Source organism: Amycolatopsis sp. CA-230715 (assembly GCF_018736145.1).
GTDB lineage: Bacteria > Actinomycetota > Actinomycetes > Mycobacteriales > Pseudonocardiaceae > Amycolatopsis.
The window spans coordinates 3,719,164-3,733,849 of sequence record NZ_CP059997.1 but is presented as its reverse complement, the minus strand read 5'-3'; the positions used below and the strand labels follow the sequence as shown (position 1 = coordinate 3,733,849).

Annotated in this window: 16 protein-coding genes; 7 read left to right on the top strand and 9 right to left on the bottom strand. The window is 70.3% G+C overall.

All coding sequences use genetic code 11. From position 1 onward, the window contains the following. The first annotated feature begins 9 nt into the window (after positions 1–9). A complete protein-coding gene (locus HUW46_RS17465) occupies positions 10–564 on the top strand; it encodes a TetR/AcrR family transcriptional regulator (RefSeq protein ID WP_215548277.1) in 555 nt (184 codons plus the stop codon). Here the strand turns inward: HUW46_RS17465 and HUW46_RS17460 are convergent. From HUW46_RS17460 to HUW46_RS17450, 3 genes are read right to left on the bottom strand one after another with little or no spacing between them, the layout of a single operon-like run. Beyond that, a complete protein-coding gene (locus HUW46_RS17460) occupies positions 530–1,030 on the bottom strand; it encodes a hypothetical protein (protein WP_215548276.1) in 501 nt (166 codons plus the stop codon). The two genes, HUW46_RS17465 and HUW46_RS17460, sit on opposite strands and share 35 nt — an antisense overlap. Beyond that, positions 1,027–2,232: a hypothetical protein gene (locus HUW46_RS17455; RefSeq protein ID WP_215548275.1), complete on the bottom strand. Its 1,206-nt coding sequence runs from the start codon at positions 2,230–2,232 to the stop codon at positions 1,027–1,029. The genes HUW46_RS17460 and HUW46_RS17455 overlap by 4 nt, the downstream gene beginning before the upstream one ends. Next, positions 2,229–2,561: a type VII secretion target gene (locus tag HUW46_RS17450; RefSeq protein WP_215548274.1), complete on the bottom strand. Its 333-nt coding sequence runs from the start codon at positions 2,559–2,561 to the stop codon at positions 2,229–2,231. The genes HUW46_RS17455 and HUW46_RS17450 overlap by 4 nt, the downstream gene beginning before the upstream one ends. A gap of 259 nt (positions 2,562–2,820) precedes the next feature. On the opposite strand from HUW46_RS17450, the gene HUW46_RS17445 reads away from it, so the two are divergent. Both HUW46_RS17445 and HUW46_RS17440 read left to right on the top strand, forming a co-directional pair. After that, positions 2,821–3,408, top strand: coding sequence for a TetR/AcrR family transcriptional regulator (locus HUW46_RS17445; protein ID WP_254126272.1), 588 nt, complete (start codon positions 2,821–2,823; stop codon positions 3,406–3,408). A gap of 63 nt (positions 3,409–3,471) precedes the next feature. Next, the gene (locus HUW46_RS17440; protein ID WP_215548273.1) at positions 3,472–4,332 is read left to right on the top strand and encodes an imine reductase family protein; all 861 of its coding nucleotides are present in this window, start codon (positions 3,472–3,474) and stop codon (positions 4,330–4,332) included. Here HUW46_RS17440 and HUW46_RS17435 read toward each other — a convergent pair. Further along, positions 4,310–5,155 (bottom strand): SDR family oxidoreductase, encoded by an 846-nt coding sequence (locus tag HUW46_RS17435; RefSeq protein ID WP_215548272.1) that lies wholly within the window; start codon positions 5,153–5,155, stop codon positions 4,310–4,312. The genes HUW46_RS17440 and HUW46_RS17435 overlap by 23 nt on opposite strands. Positions 5,156–5,234: 79 nt before the next feature. Between HUW46_RS17435 and HUW46_RS17430 the strand changes: the two genes are divergently transcribed. Both HUW46_RS17430 and HUW46_RS17425 read left to right on the top strand, forming a co-directional pair. Next, complete coding sequence (locus HUW46_RS17430; RefSeq protein WP_215548271.1) at positions 5,235–6,113, top strand: LLM class flavin-dependent oxidoreductase; 879 nt, start codon at positions 5,235–5,237, stop codon at positions 6,111–6,113. A 5-nt stretch (positions 6,114–6,118) separates the two neighbouring features. Beyond that, a complete protein-coding gene (locus tag HUW46_RS17425; protein WP_215548270.1) occupies positions 6,119–6,745 on the top strand; it encodes a LysE family translocator in 627 nt (208 codons plus the stop codon). 564 nt (positions 6,746–7,309) lie between these two features. Here HUW46_RS17425 and HUW46_RS17420 read toward each other — a convergent pair. From HUW46_RS17420 to HUW46_RS17410, 3 genes are read right to left on the bottom strand one after another with little or no spacing between them, the layout of a single operon-like run. Then, positions 7,310–8,752 carry a helix-turn-helix domain-containing protein gene (locus tag HUW46_RS17420; RefSeq protein WP_215548269.1) on the bottom strand — a complete coding sequence of 481 codons (1,443 nt, stop codon included), beginning with the start codon at positions 8,750–8,752 and terminating at the stop codon, positions 7,310–7,312. A 35-nt stretch (positions 8,753–8,787) separates the two neighbouring features. After that, positions 8,788–9,522, bottom strand: coding sequence for a GNAT family N-acetyltransferase (locus tag HUW46_RS17415; protein WP_215548268.1), 735 nt, complete (start codon positions 9,520–9,522; stop codon positions 8,788–8,790). A gap of 17 nt (positions 9,523–9,539) precedes the next feature. Beyond that, entirely contained in the window at positions 9,540–10,781 is a 1,242-nt protein-coding gene (locus HUW46_RS17410; protein ID WP_215548267.1) for an MFS transporter, read from the bottom strand. A 181-nt stretch (positions 10,782–10,962) separates the two neighbouring features. On the opposite strand from HUW46_RS17410, the gene HUW46_RS17405 reads away from it, so the two are divergent. Beyond that, a complete protein-coding gene (locus HUW46_RS17405; protein ID WP_215548266.1) occupies positions 10,963–11,301 on the top strand; it encodes a hypothetical protein in 339 nt (112 codons plus the stop codon). 28 nt (positions 11,302–11,329) lie between these two features. Here HUW46_RS17405 and HUW46_RS17400 read toward each other — a convergent pair whose 3' ends face one another. Beyond that, positions 11,330–12,388 carry a chitinase gene (locus HUW46_RS17400; RefSeq protein WP_215548265.1) on the bottom strand — a complete coding sequence of 353 codons (1,059 nt, stop codon included), beginning with the start codon at positions 12,386–12,388 and terminating at the stop codon, positions 11,330–11,332. Positions 12,389–12,620: 232 nt separating this feature from the next. Here HUW46_RS17400 and HUW46_RS17395 point away from each other — a divergent pair, with 232 nt between their 5' ends. After that, a complete protein-coding gene (locus tag HUW46_RS17395) occupies positions 12,621–13,097 on the top strand; it encodes a hypothetical protein (RefSeq protein WP_254126270.1) in 477 nt (158 codons plus the stop codon). On the opposite strand, the gene HUW46_RS17390 is transcribed toward HUW46_RS17395, so the two are convergent. Next, positions 13,087–14,676: an AMP-binding protein gene (locus tag HUW46_RS17390; RefSeq protein WP_215548264.1), complete on the bottom strand. Its 1,590-nt coding sequence runs from the start codon at positions 14,674–14,676 to the stop codon at positions 13,087–13,089. The genes HUW46_RS17395 and HUW46_RS17390 overlap by 11 nt on opposite strands. Between the last annotated feature and the right edge of the window lie 10 nt (positions 14,677–14,686).

Genomic DNA, 14,686 nt, shown 5'->3' with positions numbered 1-14,686 from the left:
TCGTCCTCGATGAGCAAGCCGACTCTGCGCGCTGATGCCCGCCGCAACCGCGAGCGGGTGCTCGTCGCCGCGCACGAAGCGTTCGCGGAGGAGGGGCCGATGGTGCCGCTCGACGAGATCGCCCGCCGTGCCGGGGTCGGCGCTGGCACGGTGTACCGGCACTTCCCCAGCAAGGAAGCGCTGTACGAAGCCGTCATCGTGGACCGCATCGAGCAGATGACCGACCAGGCCCGGCAGCTCGCCGACGCGGGCGGCGATCCCGGCGAGTCGTTCTTCGACTTCCTCGAAATGGTCGCGGAGAAGGCGATGCTGAACCTCGCGCTGTGCGACGCGTTGGAGGGCGACGAGCACCACGTGGCCGATCTGTCCGCCGCGACCGGCTTCCACCACCAGCTGGGCAGGCTGCTCGCCCGCGCGCAGGAGGCGGGCGCGGTGCGCGACGACCTCGAATCCTCGGACATGCACGCGCTGATCGCGGGCTACGTCGCGATCCAGCGCCGCTCCGCCGGGAAGGGGCTCGGGCACGTCCTCACCGACGGCCTCCGCGCGCGGGCATCGCGCTGATCACGCGTTTGGTGAGCGGCAGCAGGAACACCGTGTTCCGCTGGTCCGGTTCCGCGAGCACGTAGACGTCTCTGTCCACTTTGAACGTCCGGGCGCCGACGTTGAGCAGATAGGCGGCGCGCAGCTTGCGCATGTTCGGGCTGCCGCCGGTGGCGTAGGTGATTTTCGGGGCATCGCGCGCTTCGATCGTGGTCCAGCCGTCGACCGGCGTGACCTTCCCGATCAGGATCTCCAGCACCGGGCGCCCCGCCAGCCAGAACCCCGCCAGCAGCAACAAGATCGCGAACGGCAGGATCGCGGCGACCGGGCCGGGGGAGAGCGGTGCGAGCGCGCAGCACGCCACGCCGAGCACGAGGCAGGCGAACCCGATCCCGGTGCCGCGCAGGACCCGCCGCCGTTGCGACGCGTGAAGCCGCCCCGCGGAATTCGCTTCGTCCACTTCGGACTGTTCAACCGGAGCGGTCACTCTTCCCCGTGTTCCTTCTCGTATGCCTCGGAAGCTTCACCGTAGCGGTCGGGCTGTTCGTTTTCCTGGCGGCGGGCCTCCGCGCCGACCCCGGCCGTGTCCGCCGCGTTCCACTTCGGCGCGTGGAACTCCCACCCGTCGTGCTTGACGTGCTCGTGGGCTTCCTGCCACTTCTCCGGGTTGAGCACGTTCCGGTTGGGCTCGGCGTACTTCTGGCCGGGGAGCTTGTCGGTGTGCGGGACCTTGTCCTTCCAGTCCTCCAGCTTTTCCTTGGCGCTCATGGGATGCGCGGCCGCGGCCTCCTTCAGGTCGCGGCCCTTCGCATCGAGCTTGGCCGCGGTGTCGAGGCCCTTCTCCGCGATCTTGCCGGTGCCCTTGCCGAGCTTCTTGAGCGCGTTCGCCGCCGCTTCGAGCGCGCCCTTGGACTTCCCGGCGCCCTTGGCCAGCTCTTCCAGCTTCTGCACGATCTTCGCGATCTTCGTGGTGATCTTTTCGGCGAGGCTGGCGCCTTCGAGCACGGTGTCCGCGATGAACGCCGCGACGCTGCCGCCGAACGAGCACCACGAGGTGGCGATCGCGGCGAGGCCCTTGAGGATGAGCCCGCCGACGAACGACGAGATCATGTCCCTGATCAGGCCGCGTTCGGTGCCGACGAGTGCCGCGCCGACGTTCATCGCGGTGGATGCCGCGTCGGCGTGCGTCGCCGCGCCGCGCAGGGTGTCGGCGTAGCCCTTCGCGGTGCCCTGGTACGCCTCGGCCGCGGTGCCTTCGCTGGTGAGCTTCGCCGTGGACTTCTCGTACGCTTCCGCGCTTTCGGTGAGCTGCTTGGAGATGTTCGACCACGTGACGGCCTTCGCGGTGACCGCCTCGGGATTGCCCGCGAGCGCGTCGAGCCCCTCCTTGAGGAAGCTGATGTGCTCGATGAGCCAGCCGACGCCCGCGCTCGCGAGGGTGCCGAGCGGGTCCATCGCGGCACCGAGCAGGTCGAGCGCGTCGGTGCCGAGGTCGAACCCGGCGTTGACCCAGTCGCCCTTGCGGAAGTCGGTGACGGTCGACGCGACGTCGTTGAGCATCCCGGAACCCGCGGTCGCCGCGTTGATGCGGTCCATCGCCGGTGCCTCGGGGTTGCCGAACCCGGTGGTGAGCCCGCTCGGCGACTCGCTCTTCGCGACCAGCGGGTTCTCGGCCTCCGTTGTGCTCACGCGGGCATCCCTTCGGACAGCGACTTCAGGTGCGCCTTGGTCTTGTTCTCGTGCGCGTCGTACATGCCGTGCGCGGTCTTCACGCGGTCGGCGAGGTCGTCACCGGTGTCGCCGAGCGAGTGCAGGAACCCGGTCGCGCTGCTGACCCAGCCCTGCAGGACGACCGCGAACACCTGCCCGACCACCCCGAACGCCCCGTCGAACGCGGCCTGCCCCTCGTCGGCGGCCGTGACGGCGGTGTGCACGTCCTTCGCCACGTCCCGCACCTCGGGCTCGTGCGCCGCCAGTTCGTCGAGTTTGACGTGAAAACCACCGCTTGAAGAACCCATTACCATTCCCTCCGTCCGCGGCTCGCCGGAAAAGCGGCCGCGGTCCACCGCACCGGGACGTCCGGAGCATTCGTGACCACGGGAACCTCGCTTTTTCGGCTCGGTCGACGGCATTCCGATGCGCGAATCCCGTTCAGGGTTCCACGATCGCTCGCCGAAAACGAGATTCCGCCGCAACCGGGTGCATTCACTTAATTGGTTTTGAACAATTCTTTACCGTGGCGGGCGGCGGGCCGCCGTCGCCGTCTAACCTGACCGGATGGGCGCTACCAGGATGAGCAGGGCGGACCGGCGGCGGCAGCTGCTCGCGACGGCGTCGGACATCATCCGCTCCGACGGGACCAATTCGCTTTCCCTGGTCAGCCTCGCCGAGCGCGCGGGCGTGTCGCGGCCGATCGCCTACGACCACTTCACGAGCCGTGAGGGGCTGCTGATGGCCCTCTACCGCGACTACGACGAGCAGCTCGCGCGCACGATCCGCGAGGCGCTGCGCGAGCGGTCGAAGTCCGTCGACGACGTGGTGTCGGTGCTGGCCACGGCCTATGTGGACGGTGTGCTGACCGCGGGCGCCGAATGCGACGAGGTCTACGCGGCGCTGGCGGGCAGCCCGGAGACGAGGGACTTCCTCCGGCGGTCGCGGGAGTTCTACGTCGAGGAGTTCCGCACCGCGCTCGCGCCGCACGTGGCGTTGTCCGCGAAGGGCGATTTGGCTCTGCTGACCGGAATCCTGAGCGCGGTCGAAGGGGTCGCGCGGGAAGCGTCCGCCGGTAGGCTCTCCCGCGCCGACGCGATCGACGGTGCCGTCACCGTCGTGGTCGGGGCGCTGACGCGGCACGCTGGCCGATAAAGCAACCTACACAATGTAACCTACATAGTGTAGGTTCATGGGATCGACGACTGGAGGGATCCCATGAGCTCACCTAACCGCGCGCCGGTCACCGTGCTCGGCGCCAATCCGCGAGGCGCCGCGATCGCCGGTGCGCTGGCACGCGCCGGGCACGCGGTGACGCTGCTGGACCCGGCCGGGCGCCCCGAACCCGGAACCGTGCCGGACGGGGTGGCGACGGCCGGCGCGCCCGAGTCGGCGCCCGCCGGGAACCTAGTCGTGCTGTGCGCCGAGGACTACGACGCGCTGTGGCGCCTGCTCGACCGGTTCCCCGACCCCGATGCACTGGTGAACCTGACCTCGGGCACGAGCGAGCAGGCCAGGGCGGCGGCGTCTGGGCGGACCGAGTACCTCGACGGCGCGCTGATGGCCCATCCCGAGCACGTCGGGGACGACGGCACGGTGCTGGTCTACAGCGGATCCGAGGAAGCCTTCCGGCGCCACGAAGACCTCCTCTCGCGGCTGGGGCGGGCGACCTACCTCGGCGCGGACGCGGGCACGGCGGCGCTCTACGACCTGGCCATGCTGAACTTCGCCTGGGCGACGCTGCTCGGGTACCTGCAGACCGCGGCACTGCTCGGCACCGCAGGGGTGCCCGCGCGAACGCTGACGCCACTGCTCACCCACTGGCTCTCCACGACGATCGCGGACGTCATCGCGGACTACGGCGGCCAGATCGACGCGAAGGAGTACCCCGGCGACGGCGAGTGGCTCGAACTGGACGCGCCCTTGATGACGAACCTGGTGCGAGCCACCGAGAACAGCGGCCTCCACGCCGCGCTGCCCCGGCTGATCGAGTCCCTGACGGCCGAAGGAATCGCCGCGGGACTGGGAAAGCAGAGTTTCGCGAGCCTGGTGGAAGTCATCCGGCCGCGAGCGGCCTGAAGTCCTCGGCGTGGTCCCGCGCCCACTGTCCGAACGTGCGCGCGGGAACACCCGTGATCCGCTCGACGGTGTCGGTCGTTTCTTCGGGATGCTTTTCGAGCGAGGCCCAGTGTTCGAGCGCGCCGGAGACGAAGGAAGAATTGCCCCAAGCGGACATGAGGTATTCGCGTGCCGTTTCCGGATCCATTTCCCGCCAGTGCAGCTCCGCGCCGATCGCCGCGCCGATCGCGCGCACCTGATCGGCCTGGCTGATCTGGTCCGCGCCGGTGAGCACGTACTTCCGGCCCGCGTGCCCGTCTTCGGTGAGCGTGCGCGCGGCGACGGCGGCGATGTCGGCTTCGTGGATGAGCACGCGGACCGCGTTGCCGTAGGGCCAGTGCACCTCGCCGCCGGTGCGGATCTGCTCGGCCCAGTCGAGTGTGTTCGTGGCGAACCCGCCCGCGCGCAGGAACGTCCACTGTAGACCGGACCGTTCGATGAGGTGCTCGATCTCGGCGTGGAAGATCGTGTTCTCGCCGTCGTCTGTCACGCCGGCCGAGGACAGGAACACCACGTGCCGCGCGTGCCGGGCGATGAGGTCGACCACCTCGGCCGCGGTTCCGGTCGTGAACATCGGCCACAGCAGGAACACCTCGTCGACGCCGTCGAGCGCGGCTTCGAGGCCTTCCAAGGTCGCGAGGTCGCCCGCGACGGTTTCCACGTTTTCGGGCAGCCCGGCCGTTTCCGGGTCGCGGGTCAGCGCTCGTACGTCGGCGCCCGCCAGCCGTGCCACGAGCCGCCTGCCGATCTTGCCGGTCGAACCGGTCACCAGGATCTTCGTCATGCCGCCGACGGTAGGACTTGAACCTTGGTTCAAGTCAATGAATTGACCTCTACCAAGCTAGAGGTTCTACGCTCGTGCCATGACCACCGAGATCGGGATCTTCCTGCCGCGGAGCGGAAATCCGGCAGCCACCGACGCCGCGCCGTACGCCGAGAAGCTCGGCCTCGACGGTGTGTGGAAGGGCGATCATCTCGATCACGGCGTGCACAGCACGCTCGAACTCGCCGCCGCGGCCGCGGTGACCGAGCGGATCGGCATCGGGCTCGCCGTGCTCCTGCCCGCGCTGCGCCCGCTCGCATGGGCGGCGAGGGAACTCGGCACCCTGTCGAGGCTGGCGGGACCGAGGCTGGTCGCCGGGATCGGCGTCGGCGGCGCGACGGACGAGTGGCGGATGGCCGGGGTGCCGACGTCCGGCCGCGGCCGCGCGACAGACGAGCTCCTCCGGGCGCTGCCGGGGCTGCTCGGCGGGAAACCGACTGACCTCACCGGGATCGGAGAGGTCGCGCTCACTCCGTCGGCGCCGCTGCCGTCGATCTGGGTCGGCGGCGGATCCGAGGCGGCGCTGCGGCGCACGGCCCGGTACGGCGACGGCTGGATCGGCGCGCTGCGGAGCCCCGCGCAGGTGCGCGAAACGCGGGCGCGGCTCGCCGAGCTGGCCGCCGAGGAAGGCCGCCCCGCGCCGAAGATCGCGATGGTGATCCACGGATCGCTGGTCGCGAAACCGGATCCCGGCCTGCGAGACCGCTACGCCGACGGGCTCGCCAAGAGCTACGGCATCGACGCGGACATCCTGCGGGAGGCCGTCGTCACCGGTACCCCGGCCGAGGTGTCGGAGCGCCTCGCCGAATACGCCGACTCGGGCGTGGAAAAGCTCGCGTTCGTCGGCGCGCCGGGTGCCGACGGCTGGTACCGCACGGCGGATCTGCTCGCGCAAGTCCGGCGATCTGTGCTGTCATGACGGACATGACTACTGGGGCACTGCTCGGATTCACCGTCGTCGCGCTGCTCGGGGTGATGACCCCCGGCCTGGACACCATGCTCATCCTGCGGAACTCGATACTCGGCGGCCGCCGCCGGGGGATCGCCGCGCTGCTCGGGATCAGCGCGGGATGCCTGGTGTGGGGCAGCGCGAGCGTGCTCGGCCTCACCGCGCTGCTGACCGCTTCGCACGTCGCCTACAACGCGGTCCGCATCGCGGGCGCGGCGTACCTGCTCTGGCTCGGCGGCTCGGCGCTGTGGAAGAGCCTGCGCCGCAAGGGCGAAACCGTCGAGGAGCAGGCGGTGCCGACGGCGCCGAGCTGGGGCAAGGCGTTCCGGTCCGGGATGCTGACGAACCTGCTCAACCCGAAGGTCGGCGTGTTCTACATGAGCCTGCTGCCGCAGTTCATCCCGGCGGGCGCCCCGGCCTGGGGCGCGGTGCTGGTGCTGATCCACGTCGGGGCGGGGCTGCTGTGGCTCGGCGGCCTGGTTTGGGCCGCGGGCAAGGCGAAGCGCTTCCTCAGCCGCGAAGCGGTCAAGCGCTGGCTCGACCGCGTGACCGCGACCGTCCTCATCGGACTGGGCGTCAAACTGGCAGTAGAGGTGGGCTAGATGCGTGATGCCCCGAAAGATGCTCCTATAGAGGTCGTCGGGGCGGGTCGCGGGTGCCACCGAAGGCTCCTCTTGGGGCGCTGAGCGTCACGATCTCGGCCCTCGTGGCGGGCTGCCGCCACCCGCAGCTGTCCCCGAAGGGCCTTCGCGTGCCCCGAAAGTGACACTCGGGGAATCCAGCGCCCCGAACGTCACTTTCGGGGCACCGACAGCCGGGACCGCACCTCCACGAGAGTGAGGAAAGTGGCGCTAGGCGCCCCGAAGGTCACCTTCGGGGACTTCCGCTCACTCGCCAGCCACGACACCACGGCGCGTGCCGCGATCCACACGCCATCACTGTGATCTTCGGGAACTTGCCCCGACCGTCACTTTCGGTGCGGGCGCGTCGTGGTGGTCGAGCGTGCGAGGGGTGGATTTGCGGCGCTAGGCGCCCCGAAGGTGGCCTTCGGGGACCAGCAGAGGACCTCCGCCGCCGATCACCGCGCCGCGCACCCGACATCACTGTGGCTTTCGGGGCGCTGAGTTCCCCGAAAGCCACCTTCGGGGCACGCGAAAACCATCCGTCTAGGCGGTCAACGCGGTGCCGCGGAGCTGCGCGCGGTTCGCGATGCCGAGCTTCGGGAAGATCTTGTACAGGTGGTAGCCGACCGTGCGTGGGCTGAGGAACAGGCGCGCGCCGATTTCCTTGTTGGACAGTCCCGACGCGGCGAGCCTGGCCACTTCCAGCTCCTGCGCGGTCAACGGGTGCTCGGCGGCCCCGCCCGCGCGGGAGCCCGCGGCGCGCAGCTCGGTGGCCGCGGCCTCGGCCCACGGTGTGGCACCGAGTCCCTGGAACGCTTCCATCGCGGCGCGGAGCTGGGTGACCGCCTCGGCCGTCCGCCGTTCGCGCCGGAGCCACCGCCCGTAGCGCAACCCGGTCCGCGCCCGGTCGAACACTCGCAGCTTTCTGTCCGCTGTGGACAGTGCGAGTGCGAACTGGGTTTCCGGGTTGTCGCAGGGAAGCTGCGCGCGGCAGCTCGCCAGCACGGCAGAGTTGTCGCCGAACTGCTCGGTCACCGCGCGGGCTTCGTCGAGTTCGCCGCAGCGGACGAGCGCCTCCACGCGGTCCGCGACGGCCTCCGCGGCGATCGTGGGATGCGGGAGCCGCCGCAGCCGCTCGGCCGCTTCGCTGAACTCGCCGTCGGCGAGGTGCAGGCAGCCGAGCGCCCAGTTCGCGCGCGCGGCCGCGAGGTCGTTGTGTGTGACGGCGGCGGTGCGCAACGCGGATTCCGCGTGGTGGCGGCATTGTCCGCCGTCACCGGTGATCGCGGCGACGTGGGCGAGGAGGGCGTGCGCGTCGGTCGCGGTCGCCGTGAGGTCCATTTTCGACGCGCGAGCCAGCGCTTGACCGGCGTGCGCGAGCGCGCCGGAGAGGCGGCCGAGGCCCAGTTCCAGCTCGGCGAGCCAGGTCAGGGCGACCGTGCCCATCGCCGCGATCCCGTACGCGTCGAGGCGTTCCACCGCCACCAGGCCGAACGCGCGCGCCGCGCCGGGGTACGGGCTGCGGCGGTTGATCGCCATGCTCAGCATCCAGCGGTGCGCGTTGCGCTCGCCCAGTTCCGGTGGGGCGCCGTCGAGCACCTGCCACGGCCCGACGTCCAGCTCGCCGCGCAGCGAGACCACGAACCACGCGCTGAACCGCTGGTGGCCGGGGCTGCGCACGCGCGCCGCGTACTCGACGGCTTCGTCGATCCGCCCCCGGTGCAACGCGGCGTCGGCCGCCATGAACAGGAGCCCGGCGGCTTGCGCGGGTTCGGTTTCGGCGGCGGCGAGCGCGAGGTGTTCCTGAGCCGCGGCCTGATCGCCGCCGTACAGTTCGATGAGCCCGCGCAGGCGCGCGAGCCCGGCGCGGCTCTCGCGCTCGTCGCCCGCGAGGATCGCGCGTTCGGTGAGCGCGCGGGCCCGTTCGCCGTCGCCGGACTTCCACGCGACGTGGGCTTCGGCGATCAGTTCCTGTGACCCGGACATGGGGGTCAACGTAAGGGGCGGTGGCTGAGAAACCACTAAGGTTCCAGCACGCGGTAGTGGTACTCCGTGGCCGTGGTGAACCCCATCCGCTCATACAGCGCGAGCGCCGGTGCGTTGTCCGCGACGACCTGCAGCCACACCTTCCGCACGGCGGTGGTTTCCAGGAGCGCGCGGATGATCGCGGTCGCGTGCCCGCGCCGCCGCGCGTCACCGCGGACGGCCACCGCGGAGAGCCCGCCCCACTCGCCTTCGAGGGCGAGCCGCCCGGTCGCCGCGATCCCGTTCTCGTCGTGGAGCGAGGCGTACTTCGCGGGGCTGCTCGTCATGATCGCCTTGGTGATCGGCAGGTTTTCGGGGCCGCCACCACCGTCGACGGCCCACCAGAGGGCGAGCCACGCGTCGTCCGGTGCGTCGTGCACCTGGCACTGGCACGTGGTGCCGGACGGCGGGATCGTGCCGAGCACGTCCTCAGCGGCCGCGGTCAACACCAGGATCGGCCGCACCAGGCGGTACCCGGCGCGGTCGAGCCGTTCGTCGAGATCGGCCGGCTGGGAACGCGAGGTGATCTGGAACGTCGGTGCGAGGTCGTGCTCGCGGTAGAGCCGTTCCACGCGGGCGATCGCGCCGTCGACGTCCGGGGGCGCCGTGCGCGGGAAGACGGCGTTCGCCCGCCTCGTCACCCCCTCGGAGAGACCCGCGGTCCAGCCGTCGATGTCCAGTTCCGTTCTGGCGGGCCAGCTCCGCCGCAGCACCTCGATAAGGTCGTCCATGCCACGAACCTATAAAGTCAGCCCAGTGCACGACCATGCATTTCCAGGTCGTGGACGCTGCGCAGCGGCGAGAAGACGAGCCAGCCCATCGAGAGCAGCACGCCACCCGCGGCGACGAAAAGCGTGGCGCGCAGACCGGCGCTTTCCGCGAGCACGCCGCCGAGGAGGCTGCCCAGCGGCGCGACCCCGAGCACCAGGAACCGGACCGTCGCGTTGACCCTGCCCCGGACGTGCTCACCCGCCGCCGCCTGCTGGAAGCTCGCCGACAGCACGTTCATCGCGACGATGCCGAAGCTCGACCCGAACCCGGCGAGCACGTAGCAGGCGAGCGCCCAGCCCGGCGCGGTGAACGGGAAGAGCTGGAAGATCAGGCCCTCGAAGACGCCGATGCCCAGCAGCGCCCTGCCGTGTCCGAACCGGGCGGCGAGCGGGCGCGCGGCGAACGCGCCCACCACGGCACCGGCCAGCGTCGACGTGCTGAGCAACCCGATCGCGAACGGCGAAAGGCGTACTTCGCGGCTGAGGAACACCACGACGATCGCGATCTGCGCCGATTGGAAGAAGCCGTGCGTCGCGCCGTGGCCCGCGACCGCCCGCAGCACGGGGTGCTTGGCCACGAACCGCAGACCTTCGGCGATTTCCTTGCGCAGGTGGCGTTTTCCCGTGGCGGGCGGGACGTGCTCCGGTGTCTTGACCGAGCGCAGCCACAACGCGGACCACAGGTACCCGAGCGCGTTGAGGCCGACGACGGAGGCGCCGCCGACCGCCTGCACCGCGAACCCGGTGGGGCTCGGCGCCGCCACCGCCGCGATCGACATGTTCGCTTGCAGCCGCGCGTTCCCTTCGACGAGATCGTCGCGGCCGATCAGCCGGGGCAGGTAGGTCTGGTGCGCGACGTCGAACCACACCGTCAGCACGCCGGTGATGCCGACCGCGACCAGCAGATGGGTGATGGTGAGCGAGCCGAACGCGGCGGCGAGCGGCACGGTGGCCAGTGCCGCGGCGCGCCCGAGATCGGCGATCACCAGCACCGGCCGCACCCGGATCCGGTCGCACCAAGCGCCGACGTGCAGCACGAACAGCAGGTACGCCGCCGTTTCGAGGGTCCGCAGCAGCGAAACCTGGAACGCCGACGCGTGCAGCGTTTGCGTCGCGAGCAGCGGAATCGCCAGCACGCTGATCCGGGTGCCGAACTGGCTGAGCACGTCGGCGAGCCAGAACCGCCGGAAATCGGGTCGCCCCAGAAGCCCCGCTTTCATACCGGTGAGCCTGCCAGAAAATCCCGCGCCGACCCGCCCTGAACGCTCCGTAACGACAACGGAGATCAACGCGAGTACTCTGAGGCGCGTCTAGCAGCGGACACGCGTGGCGGCCCCGCCATTCGGTGACCGTCTGTTAGTGGATGGCGTTACCCGGTCGGTGGTACCGAGGAGGTGGGCCATGGTTCGGCAGGCACCGGACGCGGGGGTGATCGCGGTCGGGTCCCTCGCCGGGTTCGGGGGAGGGCTCCTGGTCGCCGCGCTGATCATCGCGGTGCAGCCGCCGCCGAAGCCCGCCAGTGCCGTGGTGCCGCCCGCGGTCACCGTGGTGTCCAGCGTGACCCAGCCGGCTCCGCCGCCGCGGACGGTCACCGTGCCCGCGGCCGAGCCCGCACCCGTCACGGTCACCGTCACCGCGACCAAGGTCGTCACGGAAACCGTTGTCGCGCCGCAGCTTCCGGTCCAGCAGTCGGGGCCTCCCGGCAGTTCGCGCAGCCTCCCCGACGGCGACCGGCGCTGAAGCTTCGCGCCCCAGCGCCGGTCAAGGCTCAGCCGTGGTACTGGGCGACGATCTTGGTGAACTCCCACGGCTCCTGCGGGATGCTGCTGCAGGTGCCCGACACGTGCCCGGTGTCGGCGCAGGTGCGGTCGCGGTTGACCGCCCAGAAGGTGAACCGCGCGAGGTGGTGCTGCTGCGCGTAGCCGAGCATTTCCTTGAAGTCGGACTGGTGGATGGTCTCCGGCTGGCAGCAGTCGTCGGTGCGGCCGTTCATCGACGACAGCCCGGTGTGCGCGTAGACCTCGTCGTCGGACATCTTCGGGTACGCCGATTTCAGTTGGCCGTGCACGCTTTCCAGCGTTTTGATCGTCTGCTGGCCCATGCCCGTGGCGCCGCCCTTGAAATCGAACGCCATGATCGTCCAGCCGTCGACCCTGGTGCCCGCCTTGGCCGCCTTGGAAACGAGCGCGGTGCCGCGTTCGTTCATCCCGCTGGGACCGCCCGCGATCGTGATGTAGGTCTTCACGTCCGGGTTCGCGTCCGCGACGATCTTCAGCGCGTCGACCACTTTCTGCTGCGAAGCGTCGTTTTCGATTTCGGTGGCTTCGATGTCGAAGTCGATCGCGTGCAGCTTGTAGGTGTCGATGACCTGCTGGTAGGCCTTCGCGAGCGAAGCGGCGTCGGAGCAGGTCTCGCCGAGTTTGCTGCCGCCATACCCGCCGACGGACGGCATGACGTCGCCGCCCGCGCCCCTGATCGTGTCGATCACGCCCTTGACCTGCGTGTCCGACGACACCGGCCCGCCACCCGACCACACCGGAGCGCAGGCACCGTCGGACAGGACGAAGGCGAGTGTGAACGTTTTGACCCCGCTCGCCGAGATGACCTCGGAAATGTTCGGCGGGTCGTTCTCCAGCGGCATCAGATACGGCGCCGCGGCCAGCGAATTGTCCGCTGCTTCAAGGGATCGGGCCTGGGCCGATGGCCCGGCGAGACAAAGCGAGACAGCGGACAGGACACCCGCTGTCATGGACAGGACGGTTTTGAGCTTCCCCGACATTTCCATCGCCTCCAGCACTTTTCCGGCGGTCGCGATCCTGGGTTCCATGTGGTCTAGACCACAATTTGTTGGATCCTGCAACAAAAGAACTCGGGGGTCAAGGACGGCGATCGGTCTCACCCGGTCGGCCCAGTCCCAAGGTCCGTCCGCCGCGACGCGCGTGCCCCGAAAGCCACCTTCGGGGCGCTCAAGTCCCCGAAAGCCACCTTCGGGGCACCAGGCGGATCCCCGCCCGTGCAACCGAAGCGGGTGCGGCGCGCGTCTGGAGAGCATGTGGAGATTGGCGGTTCTCGCGCTCGTGCTCACCGGTTGCGGAGCGGGGGCGGGTGGCGAGCACGCGTGCACGTTGATCGCCGCCGTCGTCGGGATCAGCGTCGACCTCGCGCCGCCGATCGCCGAAAAGACCGCGTCCGCCACGGTCGAGGCCTGCTGGGCGAACACGTGCCGCACGCACCCGCTCGACCTCGCACCCGCCAGCAAGGCCGGTCCGCAGACCTGCACCGGAACCGGGCCGGACGCGGCGTGTTCGGCCCAGTCGATCCCCACCGGCGGCAAGCACGGCGTCGTGACCGTGCCCGACCTACCGGAGACCCCGGTCCAGGTCACCGTCACGCTCACCGAGCCAGGCGGGCGAACCGGCACCAAGAAGCTCACCGCCACCCCGGTCATGGCCCATCCGAACGGGCCGGACTGCGGTGGCGGCGGTCCTCAGCTCAACCTGGCCGTCGACGCGAGCGGCACGCTCGTCACGCGGTGACTTCCCGCTGGCGCAACAAAAAGCGCTGCACCTTGCCGCTCGGCGTCTTCGGCAGCTCCGGCACGAAGTGCACCCGGCGCGGGTAGGCGTGCGCGGCGAGCCTGCTCTTCACGAGCTGCTTCAGCTCCTCGGCCAGCCGTTCCCCCGTTTCGACACCCGCCCTCGGCACCACGTACGCGACGACGACCTCGCCCCGCAGTTCGTCGGGCGCGCCGATCACGGCGGCCTCGGCGACCGCTTCGTGCCCCACGAGCGCCGATTCCACTTCGAACGGCCCGATGCGGTAGCCCGCCATCAGGATCACGTCGTCGTCGCGGGAGCCGAAGGTCAGGTACCCGTCGGCGTCCTTGGCCGCGATGTCGCCGGTGTAGTACCAGCGGCGGTCCGCGCTGAACCGCTGCGCGGTCCGGTCCGGCGCATCCTGGTACTCGTCGAACATCATGAGCGGGCTCGCGGGCACGTCGATCGCCACGCGCCCGACTTCGCCGGTCTCCGCCACTTCGTCCACAGTGGACTTCAGCACCTCGACCGAGAACCCGGGAAGCGGCCTGCCCATGGAGCCGGTCTTGATCTCATCGACGAGATCGGGGTGCCAGGCGTTCGCCACCGTCATCCCGGTTTCGGTCTGGCCGTAGTGATCCCGCACCGGCAATCCGAGCGTCGCCTCGGCCCAGGTGATCACGTCCGGCGTGAGCGGTTCACCCGCCGACGAGCAGTGCCGGAGCCGAAGTCCTTGCGGCACCGGCACTTCCGCGTTGCGCAGCGCGCGGTACACGGTCGGGCCCGCGGTGAAGTTGGTGACGCCGAACTCCGCCAGCACGCGCCAGGTCAGTTCGGGGGAGAAGCCCGCTCGCAACAGAATGCTGCGCCGTCCGGTCGCGAGTGGACCGAGGATCGCGTAGTACAGGCCGTAGGCCCAGCCGGGATCGGCGGCGTTCCAGAACACGTCGTCCTCGGCGTGGTCGAGCGCGAAGTGCTGGTACGAGTGCAGGCCCGCGAGGCCCCGCAACGGCACCGGGACGCCCTTCGGCGAACCCGTCGTACCCGAGGTGAACAGTTCGATCAGCGTGCCGTCGCCGCCGATCGCGACCGGCTCCGGCGCGGCCCCTTCGTCGGCGAGCAGGTCGTCGAGGGAGAAGTCCTCGCCGGTGGTGAGGGTTTTCCACCTCGCATCGGCGATTTCGTCGAGCTTCGCGCGCTGGCCGGGGTCGACGAGCACGGCGACCGTGCCGTTGCCGGTCACCCGCAACGCGATCGCGGGCGGCGCGAACGCGGTGAACAGCGGCACCTGCACCGCGCCGAGCCGCCAGATCGCGAGCACCGCGACGACCAGTTCGGCCGACTTGCCCATCAGCGTCGCCACCCGGTCGCCCGCGCGCACCCCGTCCGCGGCGAGGCGCGCGGCGAACCGGCCCGACGCCGCGTCCAGCTCGCCGTAGGTCAGGTCCCGGTGGCCGAGGTCCGCGTCGACCACGGTGAACGCGACCGCGTCGGCGGGATGGCGACGGCACAGGAGGTCGGTGGCGTTCGCGTCGGCCGCGCCGTAGGTGGCGAGGAGATCGGCTGGCGTAGGGGTCATCGCATGCTCC

Coding starts and splice junctions, on each gene's coding strand:
- HUW46_RS17390 (WP_215548264.1), bottom strand. CDS start 14,676: ATGACCCCTACGCCAGCCGATCTCCTCGCCACCTACGGCGCGGCCGAC.
- HUW46_RS17445 (WP_254126272.1), top strand. CDS start 2,821: ATGGGCGCTACCAGGATGAGCAGGGCGGACCGGCGGCGGCAGCTGCTC.
- HUW46_RS17440 (WP_215548273.1), top strand. CDS start 3,472: ATGAGCTCACCTAACCGCGCGCCGGTCACCGTGCTCGGCGCCAATCCG.
- HUW46_RS17430 (WP_215548271.1), top strand. CDS start 5,235: ATGACCACCGAGATCGGGATCTTCCTGCCGCGGAGCGGAAATCCGGCA.
- HUW46_RS17415 (WP_215548268.1), bottom strand. CDS start 9,522: ATGGACGACCTTATCGAGGTGCTGCGGCGGAGCTGGCCCGCCAGAACG.
- HUW46_RS17400 (WP_215548265.1), bottom strand. CDS start 12,388: ATGGAACCCAGGATCGCGACCGCCGGAAAAGTGCTGGAGGCGATGGAA.
- HUW46_RS17425 (WP_215548270.1), top strand. CDS start 6,119: ATGACTACTGGGGCACTGCTCGGATTCACCGTCGTCGCGCTGCTCGGG.
- HUW46_RS17410 (WP_215548267.1), bottom strand. CDS start 10,781: ATGAAAGCGGGGCTTCTGGGGCGACCCGATTTCCGGCGGTTCTGGCTC.
- HUW46_RS17405 (WP_215548266.1), top strand. CDS start 10,963: ATGGTTCGGCAGGCACCGGACGCGGGGGTGATCGCGGTCGGGTCCCTC.
- HUW46_RS17450 (WP_215548274.1), bottom strand. CDS start 2,561: ATGGGTTCTTCAAGCGGTGGTTTTCACGTCAAACTCGACGAACTGGCG.
- HUW46_RS17435 (WP_215548272.1), bottom strand. CDS start 5,155: ATGACGAAGATCCTGGTGACCGGTTCGACCGGCAAGATCGGCAGGCGG.
- HUW46_RS17465 (WP_215548277.1), top strand. CDS start 10: ATGAGCAAGCCGACTCTGCGCGCTGATGCCCGCCGCAACCGCGAGCGG.
- HUW46_RS17420 (WP_215548269.1), bottom strand. CDS start 8,752: ATGTCCGGGTCACAGGAACTGATCGCCGAAGCCCACGTCGCGTGGAAG.